Genomic DNA, 23,537 nt, shown 5'->3' on the forward strand with positions numbered 1-23,537 from the left:
TCTTCCCCAAATTGCACCTTTTAGACATTTGAAGATAGGCACCATGACTGTAGAAAACACCTACAAAGAACTTCTTAAGCCTGATTCCGGCGCGCATTACACTGACCCGAACTACCCTGATGTTGATGTGGCTATTACGATGGAGTCCACCTACCCCTATCTCAAGGGTGGGGTTTCGGCGGTTGTCCACGACATTATTACCAGTAACCCAGATCTGACGTTCGGCATCATTCACATTGCCTGGGACAGAGATTCCCCCATGAAGGACCTCTACGGGGTCCCAGAGAACGTACTCTGGGTTAAGACCATTTTCTTGAGCTTCGACGAGCACCGGGAGTCCTATTCTGATTCCGCCAAGAAGCTACACCTGAATGCCCAGGAGCGGATTGCGGCTTCGCACGAACTCTTCGATGCCCTGTATGCGCTCACAGAAGAAGCCGATGTTAATCCTCTGTGGCGGGTCTATGACCGCATGTTCTCAGAGAAAACCCGGGAGTTTCCCGGGTGGGGGCTTCTTGGTAGCAAGGAATTTATGGAGGTGCTCTTTGAACGCCTCCCGCTCGATAACATGAGCTTTTCTGATGCTTTCTGGCTAATCCGTACCTTCTTTTCTCTTGCTTATGCGCTCCTGCATGAGCGTCTTCCCTACGCTAGGGTTTACCACGCACACACCACAGGGTACGCATCTCTCATCGGTGCTGCCGGGGCACGAGATAATGGGAGCAGCTTCCTGCTAACGGAACATAACCTCTACGTCCGTGACACCGTGAACACTCTCTTGGACCGGAATATGTCCCTCCCCGTGACTGTCCAGGATCCCGACGTTTTTGATGTTACCCCCGAAGAGCGCGCCTGGATGCTGTGGTGGATTCAGATGGGTCGTTTCTGCTACCCCAGCGCGGATCTGATTACCTACCTTTACCCCAAGGCCATTGACGAGGCTCAGGGGCTTCATGGCATCCGTGAACGCTCCATTATCTTGCCCAACGGCATGCTGATTTCTGATGTCAATGAGGCTTACGCACTCCGTCGCCATGCCCGTGAAACGATTATTCAAGAGGGCACAAACCACCTTTGGAAGTTCGTCTTTATTGCCCGTGTGGTTCCTATTAAGGGCCTGATCGACCTGATTGAGACGGTGGCGATTCTCCGTGATGAAGGCTTCAAGCTTCACATTGACTGCCTGGGCCCCACCGAACATCTTCCGTCCTATTATGAGAAGTGCCGTGAGGCTATCGCGGAGCGCGGCCTTGAAGACTACTTCACCTTCCACGGAACCGTTAATGTCCGTGAAAAGCTGGGTCTCTTTGATGCGCTGGTCATGCCCAGCTACAACGAGGGCCAGCCTATCGTTGCTTTGGAAGCGATGAGTGCTTCAATCCCCGTGATTGGTTCGGATGTGGGTGGTATGTCCCAGCTGATTGATGATGTTCTTGTCTCTGAGGATGGCTCACACGTTGAGCGTTGCGGAATTCTTACCCAGGCCGGTGACCCGCAAGGTTTCGCAGATGCACTCAAGCGGATTATGAATAGCCCGGACTTCTACGAGCAGCTATGTCTCAACGCTCGTGAACGCGTACTGCAGTTCTTCCAGCTTCACGATGTGATGGACCGTTATAACTACATCTATCGCAAGCTGGGCAAGTTGGATTATAAGCCTGGCCAAGAACACACTTCGCTGGCGGGTGTCCCCAGCGCGGTTGTTGCCGAAGGTGACCAGAACATAGATTACATTGAGGCTAATAGCTAGGAGGTGGCATGACTACGGTCAGTCGAGGATTATGGGTACGCTACGGAGGCGACCCAATTACCCGCGAACAGGTTGAATTTGCAGCTCAACATTACGCGGTGGCCTTGGTCCAACCGGGGGAGAGGGAGGCTGCACGGCAGCTCAAAGAGCTCAACCCTAATATCATCGTACTGGCCTATAAGTGCCTATCTTCAGCTCGTAGGTATGAAGAGAGCGCACCTTACACCTCCGGTGTTTCGTATTCTGAAGCTGAGGCTCAGGGGTGGTTTGCTCGTCGCCTCAACGGTGACAAGATCGAGTGGAACGGTTACTGGGGGCACTACCAGATGCGAGTTTGGGATGCCTCCTACCGGAGCCGTTGGACTCAGAACGTGGTGGAGGAGATTGCGGATTCCCCCTTTGATGGTGTTCTTGCAGATAACGATATCTACGGGGATTACTACGGTTTGAACTTCCCCCTTGAGGGCGCAGAAAGCATCGAGGTAGTCCACCGTGGCCTTGACGCGCTGATCTCAGAGGCCGGTCAGGCCCTGAACGCGCGCGGCAAAATCCTGGTTCCGAACATTGCTGAGTCCCGCAGGGATGAGGGTAAGTGGGAGCGCCATAGCGCCTACGGCGGCGGTTTTGAAGAGGTCTTCTTGGGCTGGGGGCCGAACGAGTTTTTGGATGCCAATAGCTCGGTGGCTCAGATTAAGCAGATGATGCCTAGCCCCCAGGCCAACCTTCGGAACTTCATGCAGGGGGAGCAGGCGCAGGGTGAGGGAAGGTTAACCCTGTTGCGGGCTTCCACTGATGGAGACCTGCAGCACCCCAACTTTCTGATGGCTCTTGCGGCTTTCTGGATTTTTGGTGGTGGTCAGTGGTCGGCGGTGACTGCCGGTGCCCATGATGCCCACAATGACACCCCCTGGGTTGAAGAGCTAGCCTGGGATCTTGGCCAACCGACCGGCCCCATTGAGGGTGCACTGGGTATTTATGGGCGTAGCTTTGAGAAGGGCTGGGCGGCGGTTAACCTTACTGATCAGGTGAGCCCTGCGCTGAACTTTCCCGGTAGTGGACATGCGAACGGTACGATTTCTATCCCGCCGCACCAGGGTATGTTGGTTCAGGCCCAAGACGATGGTGGCCTGATTATTGCCCGGCGTTTTGATCTGCAGTAGGGGCGCGCTTCTAGCCGTAGACCGGGAAGTTGTGGTGGCCTGCGTGAACAAGGAGCTGGGTGCGGGTGGCTACACCCAGCTTGTCGTAAATGCGGGATAGTGCATTTTTGACGGTTGAGAGTGAGTAGTGGAGTTCTTCTGCTATCTCTTGATTGGTTTTACCTAGGCAGACTAGCTTGACGATGCCCTGTTCGGTTTCTGTGAGTTCGCTCCAGGGGTCCCCCTGGGGCGGTTCTGTCATATTCATGGAGATTACCAGGCTGGCTAGCGCCCGGCGGTCGATGATGGCGCGCCCCTCAATAGCTGCGGTGATGGCCTGTTTGATTTCTCGTGGCCGGGAGTTCTTGAGCAGGTAGCCGTCTACCCCGGCTTGGAGGGCTTTGCGGACGTAGTCGTAGCTATCAAAGGTGGTGATGGCGATAATTTTGGTGTCGGGGTAGGTGGCAAGGATCTGGCTGGTAGCTTGGATACCGTCCAGGCCGGGCATGTGTAGGTCCATGAGGAAGACCTGGGGGCGAGTGTTGGTTGCCAGTTCTATGGCTTCTTGCCCGTTGGTGGCTGTGCCTGCCAGGTGTAGGTCTTCTTGGCTCTCGATGTAGAGGCTGAGCAGTTCGAGAATTTCGGGGACGTCGTCGGCTACGGCCACGGTTGTTGTCTTCATGCTGGGCCTTTCTTAGTCAGTAACCAGGGGTAGGTTGATGGTTAGCCGCCAGGTCTGGCCCTCTACTCCGTAGTTGATGGTTCCGCCCAGCCTGCGGATGCGTTCTTGGATCCCGACTAGCCCGTAGCCGGTGCTGGGCGAACGCTTTTTCTTGCCGGTGATAGCCGGTAGGGGGTTGCTGGTGGCGATGGTGATACCGGTGAGGTTGGGGTGGGCTGTCACCTTTATAGTGCTGCCGGGCGCAGCATATTTTTCGGCGTTAAAGCGAATCTCTTCAATAACCTTGTGCAGGGTGGGGCGTACGCCTTCGGGAATCTCTGTGCTGGCTAGGTCGATGTGAGCATCCACCGTGAAGCCCTTGCTGGTCAGGCGGGCAATGGCCTGGTTGATGGATTCTTCAAGGTTGATGGTGACCGGGGATACCTCTGGGAGTGCCGTGATGCTGTGGTCTGCCCTGGTTGCTTGAATGAGTAGGCGCATATCGGCTAGGGCCCTATGGGTTTTTTCTTGAATGGTTGTGAGTGCGGTGTCTTTAGCATCCAGGGTGGGGGCGCTGAGCGCCTGGTTGGTGCTGAGCCCAATGATGCTGATCTGCCGGGCTATGGTGTCGTGGAGTTCGCGGGCCAGTGCTCTGTTGGCTTCTGCTACCTGTTCTTGGAGTTGCTTGTATTTGCGGTCGCTGGCTGTTTTCTGTTCCCAGGCTAGGCGCAGGCTAAAAGGGAGGCCGAAGAAGATAAAGAAGAGCGAAATGGCGACGATTATTGTGTAGACCATGCTACCAACCATGAAGCCATTGGAGAGAGCAATGCAGAGTGAGATTGCCAGGGCTAGTGCCTGCCGGGAGCTTGCCAGGAGTACTGCTAAGGGAAAACCAAACATACCCAGGAGAAAAAAGAGTTCGGATACCTGGTCGTTGAGGGTAAAGGCGGCGATAGTGATGATGCCAAAGATGTAGGCCGTGGGCAGGGCCCGGGCTGAGACACTCAGAGCGAGAGCTAGAACTAGCAGAAGGCAGTAAGCACGTACTAGAGCTTCGTCCGCTGGGGCGGTGAAAGCTAAGAAGATTTCGACAGCTAGCAGAGCAACAGTAATGATGAGAGCTGCTCTTTTGGCCTTGGGTGGGAGCCGAACCTCTTGGAGGTGCCTACCGGTTTCTAAAAGACTGTGCATCAGTAATGGCGGGAAAAATTGTTTACGCTTTCCAGCACCAGGGGAAGAGTCTAGAAATTCCCCGGTCGCACCTGATAGCTTCTGGGTCATTTGAGCTAGATACCAGAAGCCCCTGAGCGGGTAGCTCTGCGGCTGAGGCTGCGGTGGGGGCGGTGAAGGTGCTGGTCAGGGTGAGCAGGGCCAGAGCTAGGTATTTCATAGGTACTCTCTTTTTAGGTTATGTCTATCACCAGGTAATTCTATGGAGGCTCTGATGTCAAGGAGGGCAGGTGATAGTACAACCTTTATTCTTATTCCCTTGATTTCTGTTGCTCTGAATTTTTGGCGGGGCGAAGACCTAGAGCTTGAGTGCTTTATCTAGGTTGGTAATCACCATAGCCGAGGGGAACTGGTATTTTTTGTCTACGTTTTTGTAGTCGGGTAGTTTGGCGTGGGATTCCATTTCTCCGGTGGTGAGGTTGTAGCGGTAGAAGTCTGTATCGCGCCCAAAGCGGGGAATAGATTGGAAGAGGTAGGGGCCTTCAAATGCAATCAAACCGGGGGACTCAGTTTCGATGTCGTAACCTTGGAGCGTGAGTATCTTGGTGTTGTGGGCCGTTTTGAGATCAGTCCGTACAAGGTCGCCGCTTCCAGAGATCCAGTACAACCCTCCCTGGTAGATATGTCTATAAATCAGCTCACTGTTCCACATTTCATCTGTGCTACGAATTGCCCAGTCACCGTTGATATCACGTTTATCGAATATTCCGGTTCGGGTGTCATAGGAAACTAGGCTAGAGCCATCAAAATCATCAGGCCCACCCCCGTAGGGGTCTGTCACCTCTGGTTTGTAATTGTCAATGATGTAGTAGAGAACTCCATCGGCGCAGTCTAAGGAGTTTCCTGTGCTGTAGCGGTGTTCGTGTTCTATGGTGGCAACAGGATCAGGTTTAAAATCGGGGTAGAGTTGCAAGATTTGTTGAGGGGCGTTAGCAGCGCCGTAGTCGCTGGTATTGGAGGTCAGGTAGGGATTGCTCCAGCCCCAGACGCTACCGTCTTCGCATTGGGCCGCGTAGCCAATATAGTGTTCGAGTGGGTGGACGGTGCGCTTGTTGCCCTGGGTAACGATAATATCCCAGAGATAGCCTGAGCCGTCATCTTCGCTTCCTTGGTTTGCTAGGGCAACCATGCCTCCTCCCCGGTCTTGGGGGATACTGAACATGAGCGTAATACGGGGTGCTTGGTGGTCCTGGTGTTCAGCGGTGGTGAGGCCCTTGGGGGTGAGAGCGTAATCGGTTTGGTAGTCGGTGTAGTAGAGGGTCTGGTCTCGGTAAGTAAGCCTGGAGTGCTCCATGCCATCGGTGGCGACATCTGTCCAGGTCTTGGTGTCTGGGTTGTAGAAGAGGATGCTACCGCCGGGGTTATTCTCAAGCCCTCCGGCGGCTCGGTAGTCGGTTGACATGGAGTAGGCGATGACGCTGTTGGCTAGTTGCTCTTCGGGTGGGGTGGTGCTGATTTGTTGGTTGCCGTGGGTGCAGGCAGTAAGAAGGAGGAGGGCGGCGGCTAGCGATGCGGTAGATGACTTTTTCATGGCTGTACCTTGTAGAAGTGGTGGTGCGTGGGCACCTTGATCTAGGTGCCCACGCACTGTTGACGAGAAATGCGGAGTCTAGGAGCGGGTCTCGTACCAGGTGGTCCAGCGGGATTTAGCAATATCTGCCGGGTAGACTCCGGGTCCACCGTTAGAGTCTAAATCTACGTTGGGATCTGTTGATTTATAAGCCGCCCAGACCAGTTGGGAGCAGTTATACCTACCGCGCCTTACCCATAGCTACTTTTCTTGCTCATCCACCTGAGTTGAGGTCTGCTTGCCCTGCCTGAGAGGAGCTGGCAGTTTCGTGTGGAAAGGTATTGGTGCTGTAGCTTCGGGACTCATCTGCAACCCGCTGGGCGGCTTGCTCCAGGGTGAGGCCCTGCTCCTGGGCATATTCCTGAAGCCCCTCCAACATCTCAGCGCGGATAGCCTGGTCGTTGGCCTCTGCCCCTACCGAGGTAACAATATAATCAAGGTTCTGCTCAAAGGTGGTTTCTGCCCCTGCTGGTGCTATCCTCGACACGCAGGTGAGGGTAAGTGCGGTCAGGGCAAATAAGCCGATAGCTTTCTTCTTGAAGGCTGGCATGAGAGTCATCTCCTAGGGGAGTGCTGCAGTTTTCGGATTACAGAAAAGAGATAGTTTCTGTAATCTGGAATATACTCCTTTGATTATGAGATTCAATACATTGTGTGAAACATAGTACTTAAGTCCTGACTTTTCAGATCCCTCTTGATGTTCTGCCCACATGCGAGCAAGGACAGTAAGGAGTGTGTCTTGAAAACTTCGACAAGGGCAGTCGCTCAGTGCTCACACTTTAGTACATATGTCTTCCTGAAAAGCGCTCAAGCTGAATTGACGGCTTATAAGGTTAACCTAACCCAGCCCCCAGCGGTAGACTAATGGGTAATTGTGAAAAACGTCCTCAGCCGGTCAAGTCCACAGCCACCGGCGCCGAAAGGAAAACCCGTGTCCTCAGCCCCCCGCGCCCTCCGTGTTGCCGTCATCGGCGCAGGCCCCGCCGGTATCTACGCCGCCGACATCCTCACCAAGTCCGAAGAAGTCCGCTCAGGCGATGTCCCTGTAGCCATCGACATCTTCGACCGCTACCCGGCCCCCTTCGGCCTAATCCGCTACGGCGTAGCCCCCGACCACCCCCGCATCAAGGGCATTATCAAAGCCCTGCACAAGGTACTAGACCGCGGCGACATCCGCTTCTTTGGCAACGTAGACTACGGCACCGACGTGACCCTGGCAGACCTAGGCAAGCACTACGACGCCGTCATTTTCGCCACCGGTGCCATCAAGGATGCCTCCCTGAACATCCCCGGTGTTGAGCTGGATGGCTCCTACGGTGCCTCCGACTTCGTCTGCTGGTACGACGGCCACCCCGACTACCCCCGCACCTGGCCCCTAGAAGCCAAAGAAATCGCTGTGCTCGGTAACGGCAACGTGGCTTTGGACGTTGCCCGCGTGCTTTCCAAGCACGCCGACGACCTGCTGGTTACCGAAATCCCCGACAACGTCTATCAGGGCCTTAAAGCCTCACCCGTCACCGACGTTCACGTCTTTGGTCGCCGCGGGCCCGCCCAGATCAAATTCACCCCCCTGGAACTGCGCGAACTAGCCCACTCCCGCGATGTAGACATCGTGCTCTACGAAGAAGACTTCCAGTTCGATGACGCCTCCCGCCAAGCCATGGAAACCAACGCCCAGACCAAGGTCATGATGAAGACCCTCGAGGGCTGGCTAGAGGAGCAGAAGGGAAACCCCGGCACCGCCTCCCGCCGCCTGCACCTGCACTTTTTGCAGGCACCTTCAGAGATCCTGGGTGAGGACGGTAAGGTCACCGGTATTCGTATGGAACGCACCCAGCTCAACGGCAACGGTGGCGTCACCGGCACCGGCGAGTTCATCGACTACCCCGTCCAGGCCGTCTACCGCGCCATCGGCTACTTCGGCTCAGAACTACCCGAGGTAGGCTACGACTCCGAACGCGGCGTAATCACCAACCGAGAGGGTCGCGTCATTGACGACAGCGATGTGCCCGTCCCCGGCCTCTACGCCACCGGCTGGATTAAGCGCGGCCCGGTTGGCCTGATCGGCTCCACCAAGTCCGACGCCCTCGAAACCGTCACCCACCTGCTTGAGGACCGCGAGAACCTTTATACTGCAGAAGCTACAGACCCCGCCGACATTGAGAACTTCCTCAAGGGCAAGGGCATCCGCTACACCACCTGGGAAGGCTGGCACCGCCTGGACGACCACGAAAAGGCCCTGGGTGCAGCGGCAACCGATGCCGCCGGTGAGCCTCGCGCCCGCATTAAGGTGGTAGACCGCGAAGAAATGACCGCCATCTCTCGCGCAGAGTAAAACCGGGTGTGCCCTCTCCAATCAGTTCCCTTGGCCCCTGGAGAGGGCACCCCTAGGCCTTCGCTATCAAGAGGGTCTAGCCCCAAAGACACGCCCGGAGGATATTTTGTGGCTACTTCAGCCCTGAGCAGGTAACAGTACCTAAGATAAACCTTGTGCTACGTTCTTCCCGAATCAACCCTCAGCGCAGTGTTTTTTACGGTTTCCTCTCTGTAATCCTGATGGGCACTGTTCTCCTGCTCCTGCCTATCTCCCACCTGGACCCTTCTTCCACCAGGGTCATTGATAATCTTTTCACCGCTGTATCAGCAACCTGCGTGACCGGACTTTCAACCGTGGATACCCCCAACTACTGGTCAAACACGGGTTTAGTCATCATCCTGATCTTGATTCAGGTGGGCGGCCTGGGGGTTATGACCCTGGCAACGGCTATTGGTGCATCACTCCAGGGCAGGCATCTAGCATTCAGCGCCAAGCTCAGAGCCTCTGCAGAAGTGCGAGGCAACGGCCTCTTCAACATGCGCAAAGCCGTGCTTGGCATCGTTAAAACATCCCTGCTTTTTGAAGCCTGCGGTGCCCTTGCCCTGACCCTACGCTTTCACTGGGGTTACGATATGCCCCTAGGGCAGGCAACCTGGTACGGAGTCTTTCACGCGGTATCCGCTTTCAATAACGCAGGCTTTGCCCTCTACTCCGATAGCTTGATGGGTTTTAACCATGACCCCTTCATTCTTCTACCCATTAGCTTTCTGATTATCCTGGGTGGCCTGGGGTTTCCCGTGCTCATGCAACTACGCCGTTACGGCTCTAACAGGCGGCTGTGGCGTATGGGAACCAAGCTTGTTATCTATGGGACGCTTCTGCTTCTGAGCGTAGGCACCCTTGGGTTCGCTATCCTGGAATGGAACAACCCGGGCACTTTAGGCCCTATGAGTGCCTCCCAAAAAATTCTCAATAGCTTCGCTCAATCTGTTTCTACCCGAACAGCAGGCTTTAGCAACCTGGATATAGCCCAGTTCCACCCGGCAACAACCATGTTCGTTGACCTATGGATGTTCATCGGGGGAGGGCCAGCAGGAACAGCCGGCGGCATCAAAATTACAACCTTCGGTGTGCTTTTCTTTTTGATGCTTGCGGAAATCCGTGGCCAGGGGGCAGTAAACATCTTCGGTAAGCGTCTATCACGTTCGGTTCATCGTGAAGCAACCACGGTGCTCCTGTTAGGTTGTGCTTTTGTCTTTATCAGTATTTTTGCCCTGGCGCTCATCACAGATTTTACCAGCGACCAGCTCACCTTTGAAGCTATCTCCGCTTTCGCTACGGTGGGCCTGAGCACCGGGATCACCCCCATGATGCCAGATGCCGGCAAGGTTATTCTGATCGTTCTTATGGTCATAGGCCGGGTGGGTCCAGTTACCGCAGCTGCCGCCTTCGCCTACCGCCGTAAACCCGTCAACTATGAGTTCCCCAAAGAAAGGCCCATCATTGGTTAGCAAGAAGAAACTCTCCTTTTTTAGCCCAGAGCTGGTCAGCGAGCGTAAATCGGTAGCTGTCATAGGTCTGGGGCGTTTTGGCCAGTCGGTAGCCTTAGAACTTATGGAAGACGGTGCCGAGGTACTGGGTATTGATAGTGACCCCGGCGTTGTTCAGCAGTTGAACGGCCGGCTCAGTCACGTTGTGCGAGCCGATGCCACCCAAGAAGAAGCCCTAGAGCAGCTCGACATCTTAGATTTTGATCGAATTGTTGTGGCTATTGGCAACCACCTGGAATCCAGTATTTTGGTCACTTCTTACTTAATCCGGCAAGGGGTCAAAAATATCTGGGCCAAGGCCGTCTCAGATCAGCACGGTATTATTCTGCAGCAGCTAGGGGTAGAAAAAGTCGTTTTCCCCGAACGTGACATGGGTAAACGCGTTGCCCACCTGCTCCAGGGGAGCCTGAAAGAATACATCCAAATTGATAGCAACTGCGTAGCGGTTTTATCTGCAGCTCCACAAGGCTTTGTCGGTAAAGAGATCTATACCAGGTCCCTGCTTAAGGAGCACGGGATCGCAGTTACTGCCGTCAGAGACTCAAAAGGAACCTGGCACCATTTACCCGATAATTTCCCGGTTGAGTCCAACGACACGATCCTTTTTTCTGGGACGCCCCAGGCCGTTGAACAGTTCGCTCGGAACTATCTGCAGTAAAAGGTTCACCACTAGCCCTCAAGGAGCACCCTGTGCAGGTGGGGGTTGAGGAAGATCCCCCGGGGGTCCAGCTTGGCGCGCAGCTCTACAAAGTCCTTGAAGTGCGGGTAGAGCTCGGCTAAATCGTGAGCACTCTGGCTGTGGAACTGCCCCCAGTGGGGGCGGCCCCCGTGCGCCTTGAAGATAGCCTCTAGGGGGCTAAAAAGCTCAGCCTGGGGTTGCCGCCAATAAGAGCGCGCGGAAACATAGAAAGTCTCACGCCCATAAGCCGGGGAGAGCCAGATATCGTCAGCGGCCGATGTGCTTATGACGAGCGGGTAAGAGCTCTGTACGGGGCTTCCCTTACAGTGGGCGCGGATATCAGACATGAGCTCGCTGAACTGGGATATATCGAAGGCATATTCCATAGTGCTGTGCCGCACGGTACGGTGAACGGTGAATACGCGGGCAGAGTAGTCTGCGTAGCGCCGGTTGCCCTTGCCCCAGTTAGAGACCTTGTTCAGGGCAGGCTGGAGGGCAGGAGCCTTAGCGCCCAGGTAGCTGAGGGCAGAGAACATCCCGTTATTGAGCAGGTGGTCCCCGCCGTAGCGGCGGGCCTGGCTGACCGCTGCATTCGCAGGCATGTAGCCCTCGGTCAGCAGCGCCAGGCGGGTGAGCCTGCGGGTGCGAACCTCAGCGGAGCCGGGGAACCAGCTGAACTCGTAGTGATCGGATCCGTGTGCGCGTTCGGTAAAGCTATGCACAATGTCGGTGTAGGAGTGGCCGCGTTCTACCGCATGCAGGCGGAATTGGGGAACCACCGCGAAGGTAATTTCTACGATGATGCCCAGGGCACCCAGACCGCAGAGGGCTGCCTTAAAGAGTTCTGGATTCTCCTGTACTGAGCAGGTGATGAGCTGACCTGAGGCCCCTACCAGTTTGAGTTCGGTTACCTGGGTAGCAAAAATACCGTAATCTACACCGGTGCCGTGGAAACCCGTTGAGATAGCACCGGCCAGGGTCTGCTCATCGAGCCTGCCCAGGTTGCTGAAAGCAAGATTGTAGTAACCCAAGATTTGATTGGCTTCGCGCACCGTGGTTCCTGAGCGAAAGGTGGCGGTAAGGCCCTCGGTGTCTACCCGCGTGAGGCCTGTGAGGTAGTCAAGTTCAAGTAGAGCATCGGTGGGCTGGGCTATAGCGGATGAACTGCGCCCCCGGCCTACTACCTTGAGGCGCTGGCCGGTTGCACCTGCATGCTCGATACATTCCTGCAGTTCGGGTATGGAGCGGGGCCGGAACAGGCCGGTGGCCTGGGCCTCGTGCTGGCGGGCCCAAGTGCTCCAGGCCAGACTGCTGTTTTGCGGGGTATCTGCCATGGTTTTCCTCTTATCTTGCTTCCTAGTGCATATCTTCGCACGATTAGTCAGGCTCTTACTAGCTGTTTGCTGAGTCTTTGCAGGGGCGGTTATCAGCAATGGTGAAAGGAGCGGGTAACCTGCCCGACCTGTCCCTGTCATGATGTGAAATAGGGAGATAAATGTGAGCGCACCCACTAAACTTTAAGTAGGACCCCAGCAGGGCTACCGGTAGACCGGCTGGCAGAGCGGGGTCGTCGTGAATCTAAGGAGATGACCATGACCGAACGCGAACTCACCTTCGGCGAAAAAGCAGTAGCCAGCCGTGACAACCTATCAGAAGTCGCCCAGGCTTCCGGGGAGATTATTGTAGGCATCGATGGCTCAGAGCAGAGCTATGGTGCCCTTCGCTGGGCGGTCCATGAGGCCGAAATTCGCAAGGTGCCGGTCCGAATGGTTACCGCCTACTCTCTGCCCGTCTTTACCGGTACCGGCTTTGACGCGGGTTATTCCATGGTCGATGAGCAGGCCCTGACCGATGGTGTCGCTCAGATTCTTGACGAGGCCCACTCCCGCGTTGGCGACACCAGCGTAGAACTGCGTGCCACCGTAGAAACCGGCGATGCCACCGCTGTCCTGCTTGAGCTCTCCAAGAAAGCCGAACTGATGGTGGTTGGCTCACGTTCACACGGAGGCTTCCTGGGTCGCCTGCTGGGTACCGTTTCAACCTCCCTTCCCGCTCATTCGCACTGCCCCACTATCGCTGTGCCCCAGTCTTACGCCGAGAAGATTGAGGGCGACCCTGAGATTCTGGGCCGTGGCCGTTCTATCGTGGTGGGCTCTGATGGCTCCGATGAAGCCCGCCTAGCTATGATGCAGGCGGCTGACGAAGCCTCGCGCCGCGGAGTCAAGCTGACCCTGGTCAATGCCCTGGCCCCCTACACCGGTGCGCTGAACTGGGTGCCCGCTGCCGTTGACTTTGAGGCACTTTACCGCGAAATCGCTGATCTTCAGCGTAAGGCTGCCGAGTGGATTCGTGGCTACTTCCCCCAGCTTGAAATTGAGTTCAAGCTGATTGATGGTTCGCCCGTTCAGGTTCTGCTTGAAGCTGGTAAGGCTGCCGACATGATCGTTGTAGGTACCCGTGGACGCGGCGGTATCGCCGGCATGATTCTGGGTTCAACCTCCCAGGGCATCCTGCACAACACTCAGGTTCCGGTCATGATTGTTCCGGAGATTGACGATCCTCGCATTAAGGAAGCCCCTGACGCAGGTATTAGCTGGGGTTAAGAACAGTCGCTAACTTCTGGTTAGAATCCCCGGTAGGGGAGTAAGCTAGAGGTAGAAAAGGCAGGACAGCTCCCGCCGTAGCATTTTCCGCAGTGAAGATGCTCCGACGGCGCTGTTCTGCCGTCTTTTTTAAAAAAGTTGAAAATTTTTTGTGCCCCCTATTGGAAATACCAGAATATGCCTTTGACAAGTTGTTTTAGGTGCTTTGGGGATTTGATTTCACTCATTTTTGTGTCGGAGAACACCGGTTTTTTAGCTCCGATAAGGGGTTTTGAGGGTTTCTCGATTTGCACGCCTTTTAGAAGTCGCGTAATGTATTACTTGTTCGAGCGACGGGCCAAGGGAACGAGGCCTGGAGCGAGTAGCGAACTAGCCCCTATCGTCTAGCGGCCTAGGACGCCGCCCTTTCACGGCGGTAACACGGGTTCAAATCCCGTTGGGGGTACTGTGAAACTTCGGTTTCACGGCCATGTTAGAATTTCGGTTCTAGCCTATGGCCCCGTAGCGCAGTTGGTTAGCGCGCCGGCCTGTCACGCCGGAGGTCGCGGGTTCAAGTCCCGTCGGGGTCGCTCCGACCGCGTAATTCTCACTTGTGGGGAAGGCGCGGTTGTGGCATATCTAAGGTATGCCTGGCTCTGTAGCTCAGTTGGTAGAGCGTGCGACTGAAAATCGTAAGGTCACCGGATCGACGCCGGTCGGAGCCACGAAATCCACTCTCTAGGCTTCTACGTGAGAGTGGATTTTTTACTTTAAACCTTTAAGCGCCCTATCTTCCTTGCGGAAGGTGGGGCGCTTTTGTGTGCCCCTGGGGGGGTGGCGCTTCTTGGTCTGTCTTTCTGCTCTGTTGCATATCGAAAAACGATATGTCACACTTTAAGCATATTGAAAAACGATATGTTTCTGTGTGGAAAGGAGAGTAGCCGGCAATGCCACCCCTTGAAGAACACCGCGTGACATGCCATTTGGATTGTTTGCTCTTGGACAGAGGAATGAGCTTGGTTGAACTCTCAGAAAAGGTGGGGGTTTCTGTGGCTAACCTATCGATTCTTAAAAATAACCGGGCACGGGCGGTGCGGTTTTCCACGCTGACTGCTCTCTGCGAGGTGTTGGACTGCGCCCCGGGTGACCTCTTTACAATCGACGAGGAAAGGAACTAGTCCTATGAGGCAAATCAAAAACTATCTGGGCTTAGAAGCACAGAACCCACAACCTGAGGAACACGCTTTCTCTCTTCCGCTGGTCTATAGCGCTGTTGTGTTCGTGCTTTTTATATGGCTCATTGTCATGCAGTAGCCAGAGGCTGGGATTCCTTCCCCTCTACACCGCTACAACCCGGAACTTGACGGTGGAATCAACTGGGTGGAAGACTCCCCGCTTGGGCAAGGTACTAGAGTGCTTGCCTGGGCGGCTTTTGCCTGGAAATTTAGCATGTACCTGGTAGTAACAGCCCTGCTCTACAGGTTGGCTCGTATTTTCTACACTAAGGCACACTTTGGTACCCAAGCTCTTGCTCTTTTGAGGGCGGCTCAGATAGTCCTGCTAGGGGGAATGATCGTCTACTCGCTCCTGACAGCTTTTCTAACGCGGGCTGTGGCAAATGATTATGATCTGCCGGACATCCACAGCGAAAGCACCTTTTTCTCTGACCAGGGTCTGCTGACCCTACTCTTTGTGGCAACTCTCTTCTTTATAGAAGGCGCCCTGCGCCGCGGTCTCACTCTCCAGGAGGACTCCGATGCAACCATCTAAAACAGCCAACAGCTTCCAAGAATCATTCAGCCTACCGTTACTGGGCTTTATCCTTCTGGCCTTTATTTTCCCAGTGACTATGGTCCTTTACTGGCCCTACCCCTCACAGGAAGCTCTGTGGGTGACCTATGAGTCGGCGCCGGGACAGATAACAACCCTGGACACAGCCTCGCTACCGCTCTTTGTCAAAGTTTTTGCTTGGGTGGACCACGCCCTACCCTCCCTGGGAGCAAGTATCTTTGCTCTTCAGATGGCCCGGGTATCAGCCAACTTTAACGTAGCTGCACAATTTACTCAGAAGTCAGTGCGCTACTTCTACCAGCTCCGTATGATGGTGCTGTGGTGGGGGATTGCTTATGCTCTTGTCCACAATATTATTGTTCTCTGGAGCGTAGAGAACTACTACGTAGGCTACGGCAGGATTACCATCAACGGTATCTGGCTCAACTGGCCAATCTTCTATGCAGTGGTTATCTTCCTAATAGCCGGATTTATGGAAGGGGCCCTAAGCCGTAGCCTCAAACTCCAAGAGGACGTAGACGCCACCATCTAAGAATTGAAAGAAGAGCACCCCGCCCACCCCGTAGCGCTAGCATATCTCCCGGGTTGGCGGGGTGCTCCTGTTTCTAGTTAATCTCCACAACCACCGGGGCATGGTCCGAAGCGCCCTTACCCTTACGCTCCTGGCGGTCAATCTCCGCACCCACCACACGGGCCGCCAGTGCAGGGGAATAGAGCTGAAAATCAATCCGCATACCCTCATTCTTAGGGAAACGCAGCTGAGTATAATCCCAGTAGGTATAGGGCACAGAGGTATGAGGCCGGGCCACATCGACCAGACCCAAAGGCTGATCCAAAAAGGCTTGGAAGGCCGCGCGCTCCGGCTCCGTCACATGGGTCATCTGATTCTGGCGGAAGAAATCAATATCCCACACATCCTCATCAAGCGGGGCAATATTAAAGTCACCTACCAGAGCAAACTGGGCACCCGAATCCTGCTCCAACCAGCCCAGCGCCTCCTGCCGGAGCTGACCCAGCCACTCCAACTTATAGGCCATATGCGGGTCGTCCACACCCCGCCCATTGGGCACATACAGGCTCCACACCCGAACCCCACCGCAGGTAGCACCCAAAGCGCGGGCCTCCACCTGGGGCTCCTGCCCCGGCTTACCAAAAGCAGGCTGAGCCGCAAAGGTGCGCTGAATATCTTCAAGCCCTACACGCGAGGCAAGCGCCACACCGTTCCACTGCGAAAGCCCAAAATGAGCTACCTCATAGCCCGAATACTCAAAAATCTCAAAAGGGAAATTCTCATCGGTAGCCTTGGTCTCTTGAAGGGCGAGCACATCCACGTCGCTACGCTCTAACCACTCCTCTACACGGTCAGCGCGGGCACGAATCGAGTTCACATTCCAGGTGGCAATCTTCATGAGTTTAAGCCTAACAGGGCTACTAGCCACCAGCCTTTACCCCTGCCCGGCCACTGGGTTTAGCTCTGAGGGGGCAAGGGGTGAGGTAGAGCTAGCCTCTGGCAAAAATGAAAGTTTACTTAGTTTACCTGGGCTCTGATAGGTACTAGGGTGGTGAGACAGACCAGGTCGTCCACGAAACGAGTAAGCATGGCCCAGACACCGGCAATCGAATTTATAGCGGTCACTAAAAAATACGGAAACACTGCGGTAGTAGACAACCTTAACCTGTCCATACCCCAGGGGAAAATAACCGTCTTCGTTGGCCCCTCCGGCTGCGGTAAAACAACCTCCCTGCGCATGATCAACCGCATGGTTGAGCACACCAGCGGACAGATCCTGGTTAACGGCCAGCCCAATACCGACCAACCCGAGCACCAGCTGCGCCGCTCGATTGGCTATGTTTTACAGCAGGCTGGGCTCATGCCCCACCAGACCGTTGTCGATAATATCGCCACCGTACCCCGGCTCAAGGGAACCCCCGCCCGTCAAGCCAGAGAAAAAGCACTGGCTCTACTTGAAACCGTTGGCCTTGACCCCTCACTGGCTAAAAAATACCCCGCCCAGCTTTCAGGCGGGCAGGCCCAGCGGGTAGGCGTAGCCCGTGCCCTAGCAGGCAACTCATCCATCCTGCTCATGGACGAGCCCTTTAGCGCTATCGACCCCGTCGTACGAGCCGAACTCCAAGAGAACCTGCTTGCTTTACAAAAGGAGCTCAATCTAACCATCGTCTTTGTCACCCACGACATTGACGAAGCAATCCTGCTGGGCGACTATGTAGCTGTTTTTGCCCAAAGCGGCCACATAGCCCAGTTCGGCACCCCCGAAGAAATCCTGCGCATACCTGCCAATGACTACGTGGCATCATTTGTGGGGCGAGACAGAGGAACCAGGCGGCTCACCTTTGCCCAAGCAGACGGCCTCACTCTCTACCCACTGACCTCACCCGATGTCACCGCAGAGAGCTGGAAGCTACGCGTCACCGACGGCAAACCAGACGGCTGGGAGGCCGCAGGAAAATGCTTCCCCGGGGGCTCACTCTTTATACAGGGCGGTAGCCTGCGCGATGCTCTAGACTCGGCACTCTCTTCTCCCTCAGGCTGGGGCGTAGCTGTAGACCAAACTGGTCATCTACTAGGCCTACTCAAAGCAGAAGACGTTCTCCACGCAACCCGGCAGGAGCGAATCCAGCGTTACGGGATTAAGGGCAAGGGGGACAGCGCATGAGCTGGGCCCTCGATAACCTGGGCTATCTAAGCCGGCTCACCCTCCTGCACCTGCTCCAGGCACTTATTCCACTGATCTTCGGGTTCCTCCTATCACTACCCCTAGCCCGCCTAGCACTCAGCCGCCGTAAAGACGGGCGCTCCACCGAAGGGTACACCCCAGTAGGTAAGCTACGCCGGGGCCTAGTCATCAACGGCTCAGCCCTGCTGTATACCATCCCCTCTCTGGCATTATTTGTGCTCATGCCCCTGGTACTGGGTACCTCCATCACTTCCCCCGTAAATGTCTATGTTGCTCTGACCATCTACGTACTTGCCATGATGGTCAGAAGTGCTGTAGACGCCTTTGAATCTGTCTCACCCGTTACCCTCGAAGCCGCCACCGCGCTGGGCTACACCCCTGCCAGGCGGTTCCTCAAGGTGGAGTTCCCCCTGGCCCTGCCGGTCATGATTGCAGGCCTAAGGGTCGCCCTGGTCGCCAATATCTCTATGGTCTCGGTAGGCGCTGTCATTGGTATCCAGTCATTAGGCACCCTCTTCACCGACGGACTCCGCCGTGACCTACCCGCAGAAATTATCACCGGAATTTTACTGACAGTAGTGCTCGCCCTGATTCTGGACCGAGCCCTTGCCCTCGCCGGTAACGGCCTGACCCACTGGAGGAAGGCATGATTTTCGAACAAGTAGGGCACTGGTTCACCGCCCCCGGAGCCTGGTCCGACGCCGGAGGTATCTGGCAACGCCTGGCTGAACACCTAGGATACTCGCTAGTCGTCCTGCTGATAGCTGCCGCTATCGCCCTACCCCTAGGAGCCTGGGTCGGGCATACCGGTAAAGGTGAGAACCTGGTGGTTGCTTCTACTGGAGCGCTCCGGGCCCTGCCCACCCTGGGTCTGCTCACCCTCTTCGCCCTCTGGCTGGGCTTGGGCTTCACCGCCCCAGCCCTAGCCCTCATCATCCTGGCTATCGCGCCCTTACTTGCTGGCACCTATGCCGGTATCTCCGCCGTAGATCCCATCACCATTGATGCCGCCCGCGCTCAGGGCATGACCGCCTGGCAGGTTCTGACCCGGGTAGAACTACCCATCGCCCTACCACTGATTTTTGGTGGCATCCGCAACGCTGCCCTCCAAGTTATTGCTACGGTCACCGTGGTCGCCTACATCAACCTGGGTGGCCTGGGCCGCTACCTCATTGATGGCCTAGCCGTCCGCGACTACGCCCGCATGGTTGCCGCCGTCATTCTGGTGGCAGCGCTCGCTCTTGTTGTCGATGCCCTGCTGGCTTTGATTCAGCGCCTACTGACCTATCCCGGATTAAGGTAAAAACATGACTTCATTCTCTTTCTCCCGCCGTTCTTTCTTCACCGGGCTAGGCCTGACCGCCGGTGCTCTGGGTCTGAGCGCCTGCGGCCTGGACGGTTCTAGCGCCTTTGGCAGCGGGGCTCAGGCAGGCACCATCACAGTTGGTTCGGCTGATTTCACGGAGTCTCAGATTATTGCTGAAATCTATGCGGCGGCTCTGAACACCCGTGGCTTTGAGGCCCAAACAGCGCCTGCTATCGGTGCCCGCGAGGCCTACCTTGGGGCGCTGGCTGAGGGCACCGTGACCGTGGTACCCGACTATTCAGGGAACTTGCTTCTCTACTTTGACGCGCAGGCTAAGGCACAAACAGCACAGGAAGTTCTCGAGGCCCTGCCCCAGGCCCTACCCCATGAACTGGCGGTTCTCTCGGCGGCCCCGGCCCAGAACAAGGACTCCCTGGTTGTCACAACACAGACCGCGCAGGAACGCGGGCTGAACAGTCTGGAAGATTTAGCGGGTTTGAGCGGTAAGCTGGCCCTGGGGGCACCGCCTGAATTTGCCGAGCGCACCTATGGCTTGCCCGGATTGAAAGAAAAATACGGTTTTACTCCCTCTTCCTTCGAACCCATCAACGATGGGGCTGGTCCGCTGACCGTGGCCGCCCTGGCAGATGGGACAGTTGATATGGTCAACCTCTATTCCACCGACCCGGCTATTAAAGCCAACGGGTTTGTGGTGCTCGCAGACCCCCTCAATCTGATTCTGCCCCAGCAGGTTCTACCGGTGGCACATGCCGCTACGCTGTCGGTCGCGGCGGCCAAGGTGCTTGATGAAGTGTCGGCTCTCATCACTACCCAAGCCCTGATTGAGCTCAACACCAGGGTTTCGGGTGAAGAGAAAGCATCCCCCCAGGTCGCTGCTAGCGACTGGGTGAAAGCAAACTTCCCGGCCAAGAAATAGCGCCGTAGGCCCCAATAAAAATAAGGTGCCCGCCAGCGCCACCCAACAGAGTGTTGAGGGCCGCGGCGGGCACGGTGTTTCCGAGGAACCGGTTAACTTTTAGAAATAGCCCTTATACGCTCTCTGGGAAGGCCTGAAGACGGCCACCGACCATGCGTTCGAGCACACGAATGACCTGGCAGGAGTAGCCGAACTCGTTGTCATACCAGACGTAGAGAATGGCGTTCTCGTCCCCGGAGGTAATGGTGGCTAGACCATCGACCACGCCGGCGGCACGGGAGCCTACAAAGTCGGTAGAGACAACCTCGTGTGAGTCGGTGTAGTCAATCTGGCGGCGCAGGGGAGAACGCAAGGAGCGCTCCCGCAGCAGGTTGTTGAGCTCGTCCTTAGACCCTACGGGCTTTTCCAACTGCAGGCTCAGAATCGCCATAGACACATCGGGGGTGGGCACACGAATGGCATTGCCGGTCAGCTTACCCTCAAGCTGGGGCAGGGCCTTAGAAACAGCCTTAGCAGCGCCGGTCTCGGTAATAACCATGTTGAGCGCAGCGGAGCGGCCACGGCGGTCACCCTTGTGGAAGTTATCAATGAGGTTCTGGTCATTGGTGAAGGAGTGAACCGTCTCCACATGCCCACGCTTAACCCCGTAGACCTCGTCCATGACTGCCAGCACCGGGGTAATAGCGTTAGTAGTGCAGGAGGCGGCGGAGAGGATCGCGTCCGAATCCTCGATGATGCTGTCGTTTACACCGCAGACAATATTTTTGACGCCCTTACCGGGTGCAGTGAGCAGGACGCGTGAAACCCCCTTGGCTTCAAGGTGGCGGGAGAGGCCCTCTTTATCACGCCAACGGCCGGTGTTATCGACCACGATAGCCTTCTCAATACCATAGGCCGTGTAGTCGACTTCCGCCGGGTCGGATGCGTAGATAAAGCGGATGGGGGTGCCGTTGGCAATGATAGTGGAGTTCTCTTCATCGACCCGGATTGTACCCTTGAAGGCCCCGTGAACCGAATCGCGGCGCAGGAGGGAAGCGCGCTTGTAGATATCGTTATCGGTGTTTTTACGAACGACCACGGCGCGGAGCTTGGGCCCTGCACCCGCTGAACGCTCTAGCAAGATACGCGCCAGCAGGCGGCCAATTCGACCAAAACCATAGAGAACAACGTCCTGTGAGGAAGTTTCGATCTGACCTTTCTTGCCAACAACCGGGGCTAGGGTTTGCCGCAACCATTCCTGGCGGTCGCGGGCACCAGATCCCTCAAACTCGCCTTGCAGGCTGGCGATGTCGATGGAGCAGGCTCCCAGTTCAAGCTGGCTGAGGGCCTGCAGAAGTGCCAGGGAATCAGCGGGGTTCAGCTCAACATCGTCGAGCTGACGAGCAAAGCGGTGGGCCTTGAGAATCTGAATCACTGACTTGTTAATGAGGCTGTGACCGTGGATTGAAACAACGACCTTATTCTCCCGGTTTAACCTGCCAATGAGGGGAATCATTGCCTCAGCTTCAGCCTCAGCGGCTAGCCACTGCTGGTGGGCGTTCTCGGCGGAGATTGACATGGTGATATGACCTCTTCTTCCTCGATGAGTAGCGTCCTTGAACTCACCGGTTAGTAGCGCGACGGTGCGCTGCTAGCTAGTGTCTGATGGGCGCCAAACCAGATCACAGCCAGGCAAAACCCCTGGATATGGTGGCGCTACAAATCCAGTCTAGCGTTCTTAAGAAGCTCTTTATTTCTGCGCGCAGTTTATGACAAAAAGACTGCTCACGAGACCAAAGAAATGAGTAAACTAAGTTTATGCTTACTGTCATTGGCGAAGCCCTCGTAGATCTTGTCCAGCGCCCCGGCGTAGAGTCCCACGCCCACCCCGGCGGTTCCCCTATGAATGTTGCTGTGGGCGTGTCCCGTTTGGGCCATGAGACCCAGTTTATTGGCCGCTACGGTAGCGATGCCTACGGTGATCTGATTGAGGAGCACCTGCGGGCTTCCGGCGTGATCCTGCCGGTTGGTGCAGATGCCAAGAAGACTTCTGTTGCTCAAGCCAAGACCGGTGAGACCGGTGCCACTGACTACGAGTTCGACATTGACTGGTCCCTGGATGCAGCTGAAGCTGCCCTTGAAGAGGTAGCTAAGAAGGCGACCGCCGTCCACGTCGGTTCTATCGGTGCCATGCTTGAACCCGGTGCCAGCGCGGTGCTAGAAACCGTGCGCCAGGCCGCGCCTCACGCTCTGATTTCCTATGACCCTAACTGCCGCCCCACCATCGTCTCCGACGTTTCTGTAGCTCGGGAGCGGGCTGAAAACCTGGTCCGATACGCTCATGTGGTTAAGGCTTCTGACGAGGATTTGCTCTGGCTTTACCCCCACCGTGCTCTTGAAGAATCGGCCCGGGCCTGGTTGGATTTGGGTGCTTCCCTGGTGGTTATTACCCGCGGTGAGATGGGGCCTTGGGCGCTGACCCACAAGACCTCACCCGAAGGCCTTGCCCTGCCTGCTTACCGTGTAGAGGTTGCCGATACGGTGGGTGCCGGTGACTCTCTGATGGCCGCCCTGCTTGCGGCTCTCCTGGATCGTGACATTGAGGGGAAAGATGCCCGTGCCGCCATTGAGCTCTTGAGCAAGGATGACCTCAAAGAGATTCTGGCTTTCTCCGTGGTTGCCGCCGGTATCACCGTTTCACGACAGGGAGCTAACCCTCCCACCCGCGAAGAACTAGACGCTGTACTCTATCCCGGCCAGTAAGCCGGTTACCGCGCCTTGCAGATAGTTTTCTACCCGCCCACTTCAAGGAGGCTCCGCCATGCTTAACCGCCAGCCCTACGCAGATCTGCCCGAGCTGCCGACTTTCACCCTGACTTCTGCCGATGTGGAGGACGGTGCGCCGCTACCTCCGGCCCAGGTCTCCGGAATCATGGGGTGCGGTGGGCAGGACGTCTCCCCCCAGCTTTCCTGGTCAGGTTTTCCGCCCGAAACCAAGTCCTTTGTGGTGACCTGCTATGACCCCGATGCCCCCACCCCCAGCGGGTTCTGGCACTGGGCTGTCTCTAATCTGCCAGCAGATGTGACTGAGCTAGCTAGCGGAGCAGCGGAAAATCTGCCAGCAGGTGCGCTGACCCACCTCAATGACGGTGGTACCCGTGGATACATTGGCGCGGCACCACCGGCAGGTCATGGCCCCCACCGTTACATCTTCTGTGTCACCGCTGTTGACGTTGAGCGACTCGACCTGGACCAGAAGGCCAGCCCTGCTGTCGTCAACTTTAATCTCTTCTTCCACGGCATTGCCCGCGCCTTCCTGACGGCGACACACGAAGAGAAATAAAGCACCT

The 23,537-nt window shown here is 56.1% G+C and carries 24 protein-coding genes and 3 tRNA genes; 19 read left to right on the forward strand and 8 right to left on the reverse strand.

Annotation, left to right across the window (positions count from 1 at the left end; genetic code table 11):
• The first annotated feature begins 43 nt into the window (after window positions 1-43).
• Together pelF and ACN080_RS06600 are read left to right on the forward strand one after the other, a co-directional pair.
• The gene (gene pelF, locus ACN080_RS06595; RefSeq protein ID WP_419104109.1) at window positions 44-1,750 is read left to right on the forward strand and encodes a GT4 family glycosyltransferase PelF; all 1,707 of its coding nucleotides are present in this window, start codon (window positions 44-46) and stop codon (window positions 1,748-1,750) included.
• A gap of 8 nt (window positions 1,751-1,758) precedes the next feature.
• On the forward strand, window positions 1,759-2,910 hold the full coding sequence (locus ACN080_RS06600) for a putative glycoside hydrolase (protein WP_419104110.1): 1,152 nt from the start codon (window positions 1,759-1,761) through the stop codon (window positions 2,908-2,910).
• Window positions 2,911-2,920: 10 nt separating this feature from the next.
• Here the strand turns inward: ACN080_RS06600 and ACN080_RS06605 are convergent, their stop codons facing one another.
• From ACN080_RS06605 to ACN080_RS06625, 5 genes are all read right to left on the reverse strand, one after another.
• Window positions 2,921-3,571, reverse strand: a complete 651-nt coding sequence (locus ACN080_RS06605; protein ID WP_419104111.1) for a response regulator transcription factor — start codon at window positions 3,569-3,571, stop codon at window positions 2,921-2,923.
• A gap of 12 nt (window positions 3,572-3,583) precedes the next feature.
• The gene (locus ACN080_RS06610) at window positions 3,584-4,741 is read right to left on the reverse strand and encodes a sensor histidine kinase (protein WP_419104112.1); all 1,158 of its coding nucleotides are present in this window, start codon (window positions 4,739-4,741) and stop codon (window positions 3,584-3,586) included.
• Between the two features lie 22 nt (window positions 4,742-4,763).
• On the reverse strand, window positions 4,764-4,940 hold the full coding sequence (locus tag ACN080_RS06615; RefSeq protein ID WP_419104113.1) for a hypothetical protein: 177 nt from the start codon (window positions 4,938-4,940) through the stop codon (window positions 4,764-4,766).
• Window positions 4,941-5,078: 138 nt separating this feature from the next.
• On the reverse strand, window positions 5,079-6,311 hold the full coding sequence (locus ACN080_RS06620; protein WP_419113347.1) for a hypothetical protein: 1,233 nt from the start codon (window positions 6,309-6,311) through the stop codon (window positions 5,079-5,081).
• 253 nt (window positions 6,312-6,564) lie between these two features.
• Window positions 6,565-6,909: a hypothetical protein gene (locus tag ACN080_RS06625; protein ID WP_419110987.1), complete on the reverse strand. Its 345-nt coding sequence runs from the start codon at window positions 6,907-6,909 to the stop codon at window positions 6,565-6,567.
• A gap of 372 nt (window positions 6,910-7,281) precedes the next feature.
• Here ACN080_RS06625 and ACN080_RS06630 point away from each other — a divergent pair, with 372 nt between their 5' ends.
• From ACN080_RS06630 to ACN080_RS06640, 3 genes are all read left to right on the forward strand, one after another.
• Entirely contained in the window at window positions 7,282-8,685 is a 1,404-nt protein-coding gene (locus ACN080_RS06630) for an FAD-dependent oxidoreductase (protein ID WP_419113348.1), read from the forward strand.
• Window positions 8,686-8,840: 155 nt separating this feature from the next.
• On the forward strand, window positions 8,841-10,178 hold the full coding sequence (locus ACN080_RS06635) for a TrkH family potassium uptake protein (protein ID WP_419110985.1): 1,338 nt from the start codon (window positions 8,841-8,843) through the stop codon (window positions 10,176-10,178).
• On the forward strand, window positions 10,171-10,875 hold the full coding sequence (locus tag ACN080_RS06640) for a potassium channel family protein (protein ID WP_419098947.1): 705 nt from the start codon (window positions 10,171-10,173) through the stop codon (window positions 10,873-10,875). The genes ACN080_RS06635 and ACN080_RS06640 overlap by 8 nt, the downstream gene beginning before the upstream one ends.
• 11 nt (window positions 10,876-10,886) lie before the next feature.
• Here the strand turns inward: ACN080_RS06640 and ACN080_RS06645 are convergent, their stop codons facing one another.
• Window positions 10,887-12,230, reverse strand: a complete 1,344-nt coding sequence (locus tag ACN080_RS06645; RefSeq protein ID WP_419113349.1) for a D-arabinono-1,4-lactone oxidase — start codon at window positions 12,228-12,230, stop codon at window positions 10,887-10,889.
• Between the two features lie 258 nt (window positions 12,231-12,488).
• On the opposite strand from ACN080_RS06645, the gene ACN080_RS06650 reads away from it, so the two are divergent.
• The 8 genes from ACN080_RS06650 (at window position 12,489) to ACN080_RS06685 (ending at window position 15,801) form a co-directional block, all read left to right on the forward strand.
• Window positions 12,489-13,499: a universal stress protein gene (locus tag ACN080_RS06650; protein WP_419098949.1), complete on the forward strand. Its 1,011-nt coding sequence runs from the start codon at window positions 12,489-12,491 to the stop codon at window positions 13,497-13,499.
• A gap of 372 nt (window positions 13,500-13,871) precedes the next feature.
• A tRNA-Glu gene (locus tag ACN080_RS06655) sits at window positions 13,872-13,944 on the forward strand.
• 50 nt (window positions 13,945-13,994) lie between these two features.
• Window positions 13,995-14,068 (forward strand) — tRNA-Asp (locus ACN080_RS06660).
• A 62-nt stretch (window positions 14,069-14,130) separates the two neighbouring features.
• Window positions 14,131-14,203, forward strand: a tRNA-Phe gene (locus ACN080_RS06665).
• Window positions 14,204-14,425: 222 nt separating this feature from the next.
• Window positions 14,426-14,656: a helix-turn-helix domain-containing protein gene (locus ACN080_RS06670; RefSeq protein ID WP_419104119.1), complete on the forward strand. Its 231-nt coding sequence runs from the start codon at window positions 14,426-14,428 to the stop codon at window positions 14,654-14,656.
• Between the two features lie 4 nt (window positions 14,657-14,660).
• Window positions 14,661-14,792: a hypothetical protein gene (locus ACN080_RS06675; RefSeq protein WP_419113350.1), complete on the forward strand. Its 132-nt coding sequence runs from the start codon at window positions 14,661-14,663 to the stop codon at window positions 14,790-14,792.
• A 66-nt stretch (window positions 14,793-14,858) separates the two neighbouring features.
• Window positions 14,859-15,248, forward strand: a complete 390-nt coding sequence (locus ACN080_RS06680; protein WP_419113351.1) for a hypothetical protein — start codon at window positions 14,859-14,861, stop codon at window positions 15,246-15,248.
• Entirely contained in the window at window positions 15,235-15,801 is a 567-nt protein-coding gene (locus ACN080_RS06685; RefSeq protein WP_419098952.1) for a hypothetical protein, read from the forward strand. The genes ACN080_RS06680 and ACN080_RS06685 overlap by 14 nt, the downstream gene beginning before the upstream one ends.
• 73 nt (window positions 15,802-15,874) lie before the next feature.
• Here the strand turns inward: ACN080_RS06685 and ACN080_RS06690 are convergent, their stop codons facing one another.
• Entirely contained in the window at window positions 15,875-16,678 is an 804-nt protein-coding gene (locus ACN080_RS06690) for an exodeoxyribonuclease III (RefSeq protein ID WP_419113352.1), read from the reverse strand.
• Between the two features lie 189 nt (window positions 16,679-16,867).
• Between ACN080_RS06690 and ACN080_RS06695 the strand changes: the two genes are divergently transcribed.
• From ACN080_RS06695 to ACN080_RS06710, 4 genes are read left to right on the forward strand one after another with little or no spacing between them, the layout of a single operon-like run.
• A complete protein-coding gene (locus tag ACN080_RS06695; protein WP_419113353.1) occupies window positions 16,868-17,944 on the forward strand; it encodes an ABC transporter ATP-binding protein in 1,077 nt (358 codons plus the stop codon).
• Window positions 17,941-18,615 (forward strand): ABC transporter permease, encoded by a 675-nt coding sequence (locus ACN080_RS06700; RefSeq protein ID WP_419098955.1) that lies wholly within the window; start codon window positions 17,941-17,943, stop codon window positions 18,613-18,615. The genes ACN080_RS06695 and ACN080_RS06700 overlap by 4 nt, the downstream gene beginning before the upstream one ends.
• Complete coding sequence (locus ACN080_RS06705; protein ID WP_419113354.1) at window positions 18,612-19,268, forward strand: ABC transporter permease; 657 nt, start codon at window positions 18,612-18,614, stop codon at window positions 19,266-19,268. Before ACN080_RS06700 ends, ACN080_RS06705 begins: the two co-directional genes overlap by 4 nt.
• A gap of 4 nt (window positions 19,269-19,272) precedes the next feature.
• Window positions 19,273-20,208: an ABC transporter substrate-binding protein gene (locus ACN080_RS06710; RefSeq protein ID WP_419113355.1), complete on the forward strand. Its 936-nt coding sequence runs from the start codon at window positions 19,273-19,275 to the stop codon at window positions 20,206-20,208.
• Window positions 20,209-20,320: 112 nt separating this feature from the next.
• Here ACN080_RS06710 and ACN080_RS06715 read toward each other — a convergent pair whose 3' ends face one another.
• Complete coding sequence (locus tag ACN080_RS06715) at window positions 20,321-21,766, reverse strand: glyceraldehyde-3-phosphate dehydrogenase (protein ID WP_419111752.1); 1,446 nt, start codon at window positions 21,764-21,766, stop codon at window positions 20,321-20,323.
• Window positions 21,767-22,005: 239 nt separating this feature from the next.
• On the opposite strand from ACN080_RS06715, the gene ACN080_RS06720 reads away from it, so the two are divergent.
• Complete coding sequence (locus ACN080_RS06720) at window positions 22,006-22,950, forward strand: carbohydrate kinase family protein (RefSeq protein WP_419113356.1); 945 nt, start codon at window positions 22,006-22,008, stop codon at window positions 22,948-22,950.
• Between the two features lie 58 nt (window positions 22,951-23,008).
• The gene (locus tag ACN080_RS06725; RefSeq protein WP_419098963.1) at window positions 23,009-23,530 is read left to right on the forward strand and encodes a YbhB/YbcL family Raf kinase inhibitor-like protein; all 522 of its coding nucleotides are present in this window, start codon (window positions 23,009-23,011) and stop codon (window positions 23,528-23,530) included.
• Window positions 23,531-23,537: the final 7 nt, after the last annotated feature.

This window comes from Rothia sp. CCM 9416 (assembly GCF_048513535.1).
Classification (GTDB): domain Bacteria; phylum Actinomycetota; class Actinomycetes; order Actinomycetales; family Micrococcaceae; genus Rothia.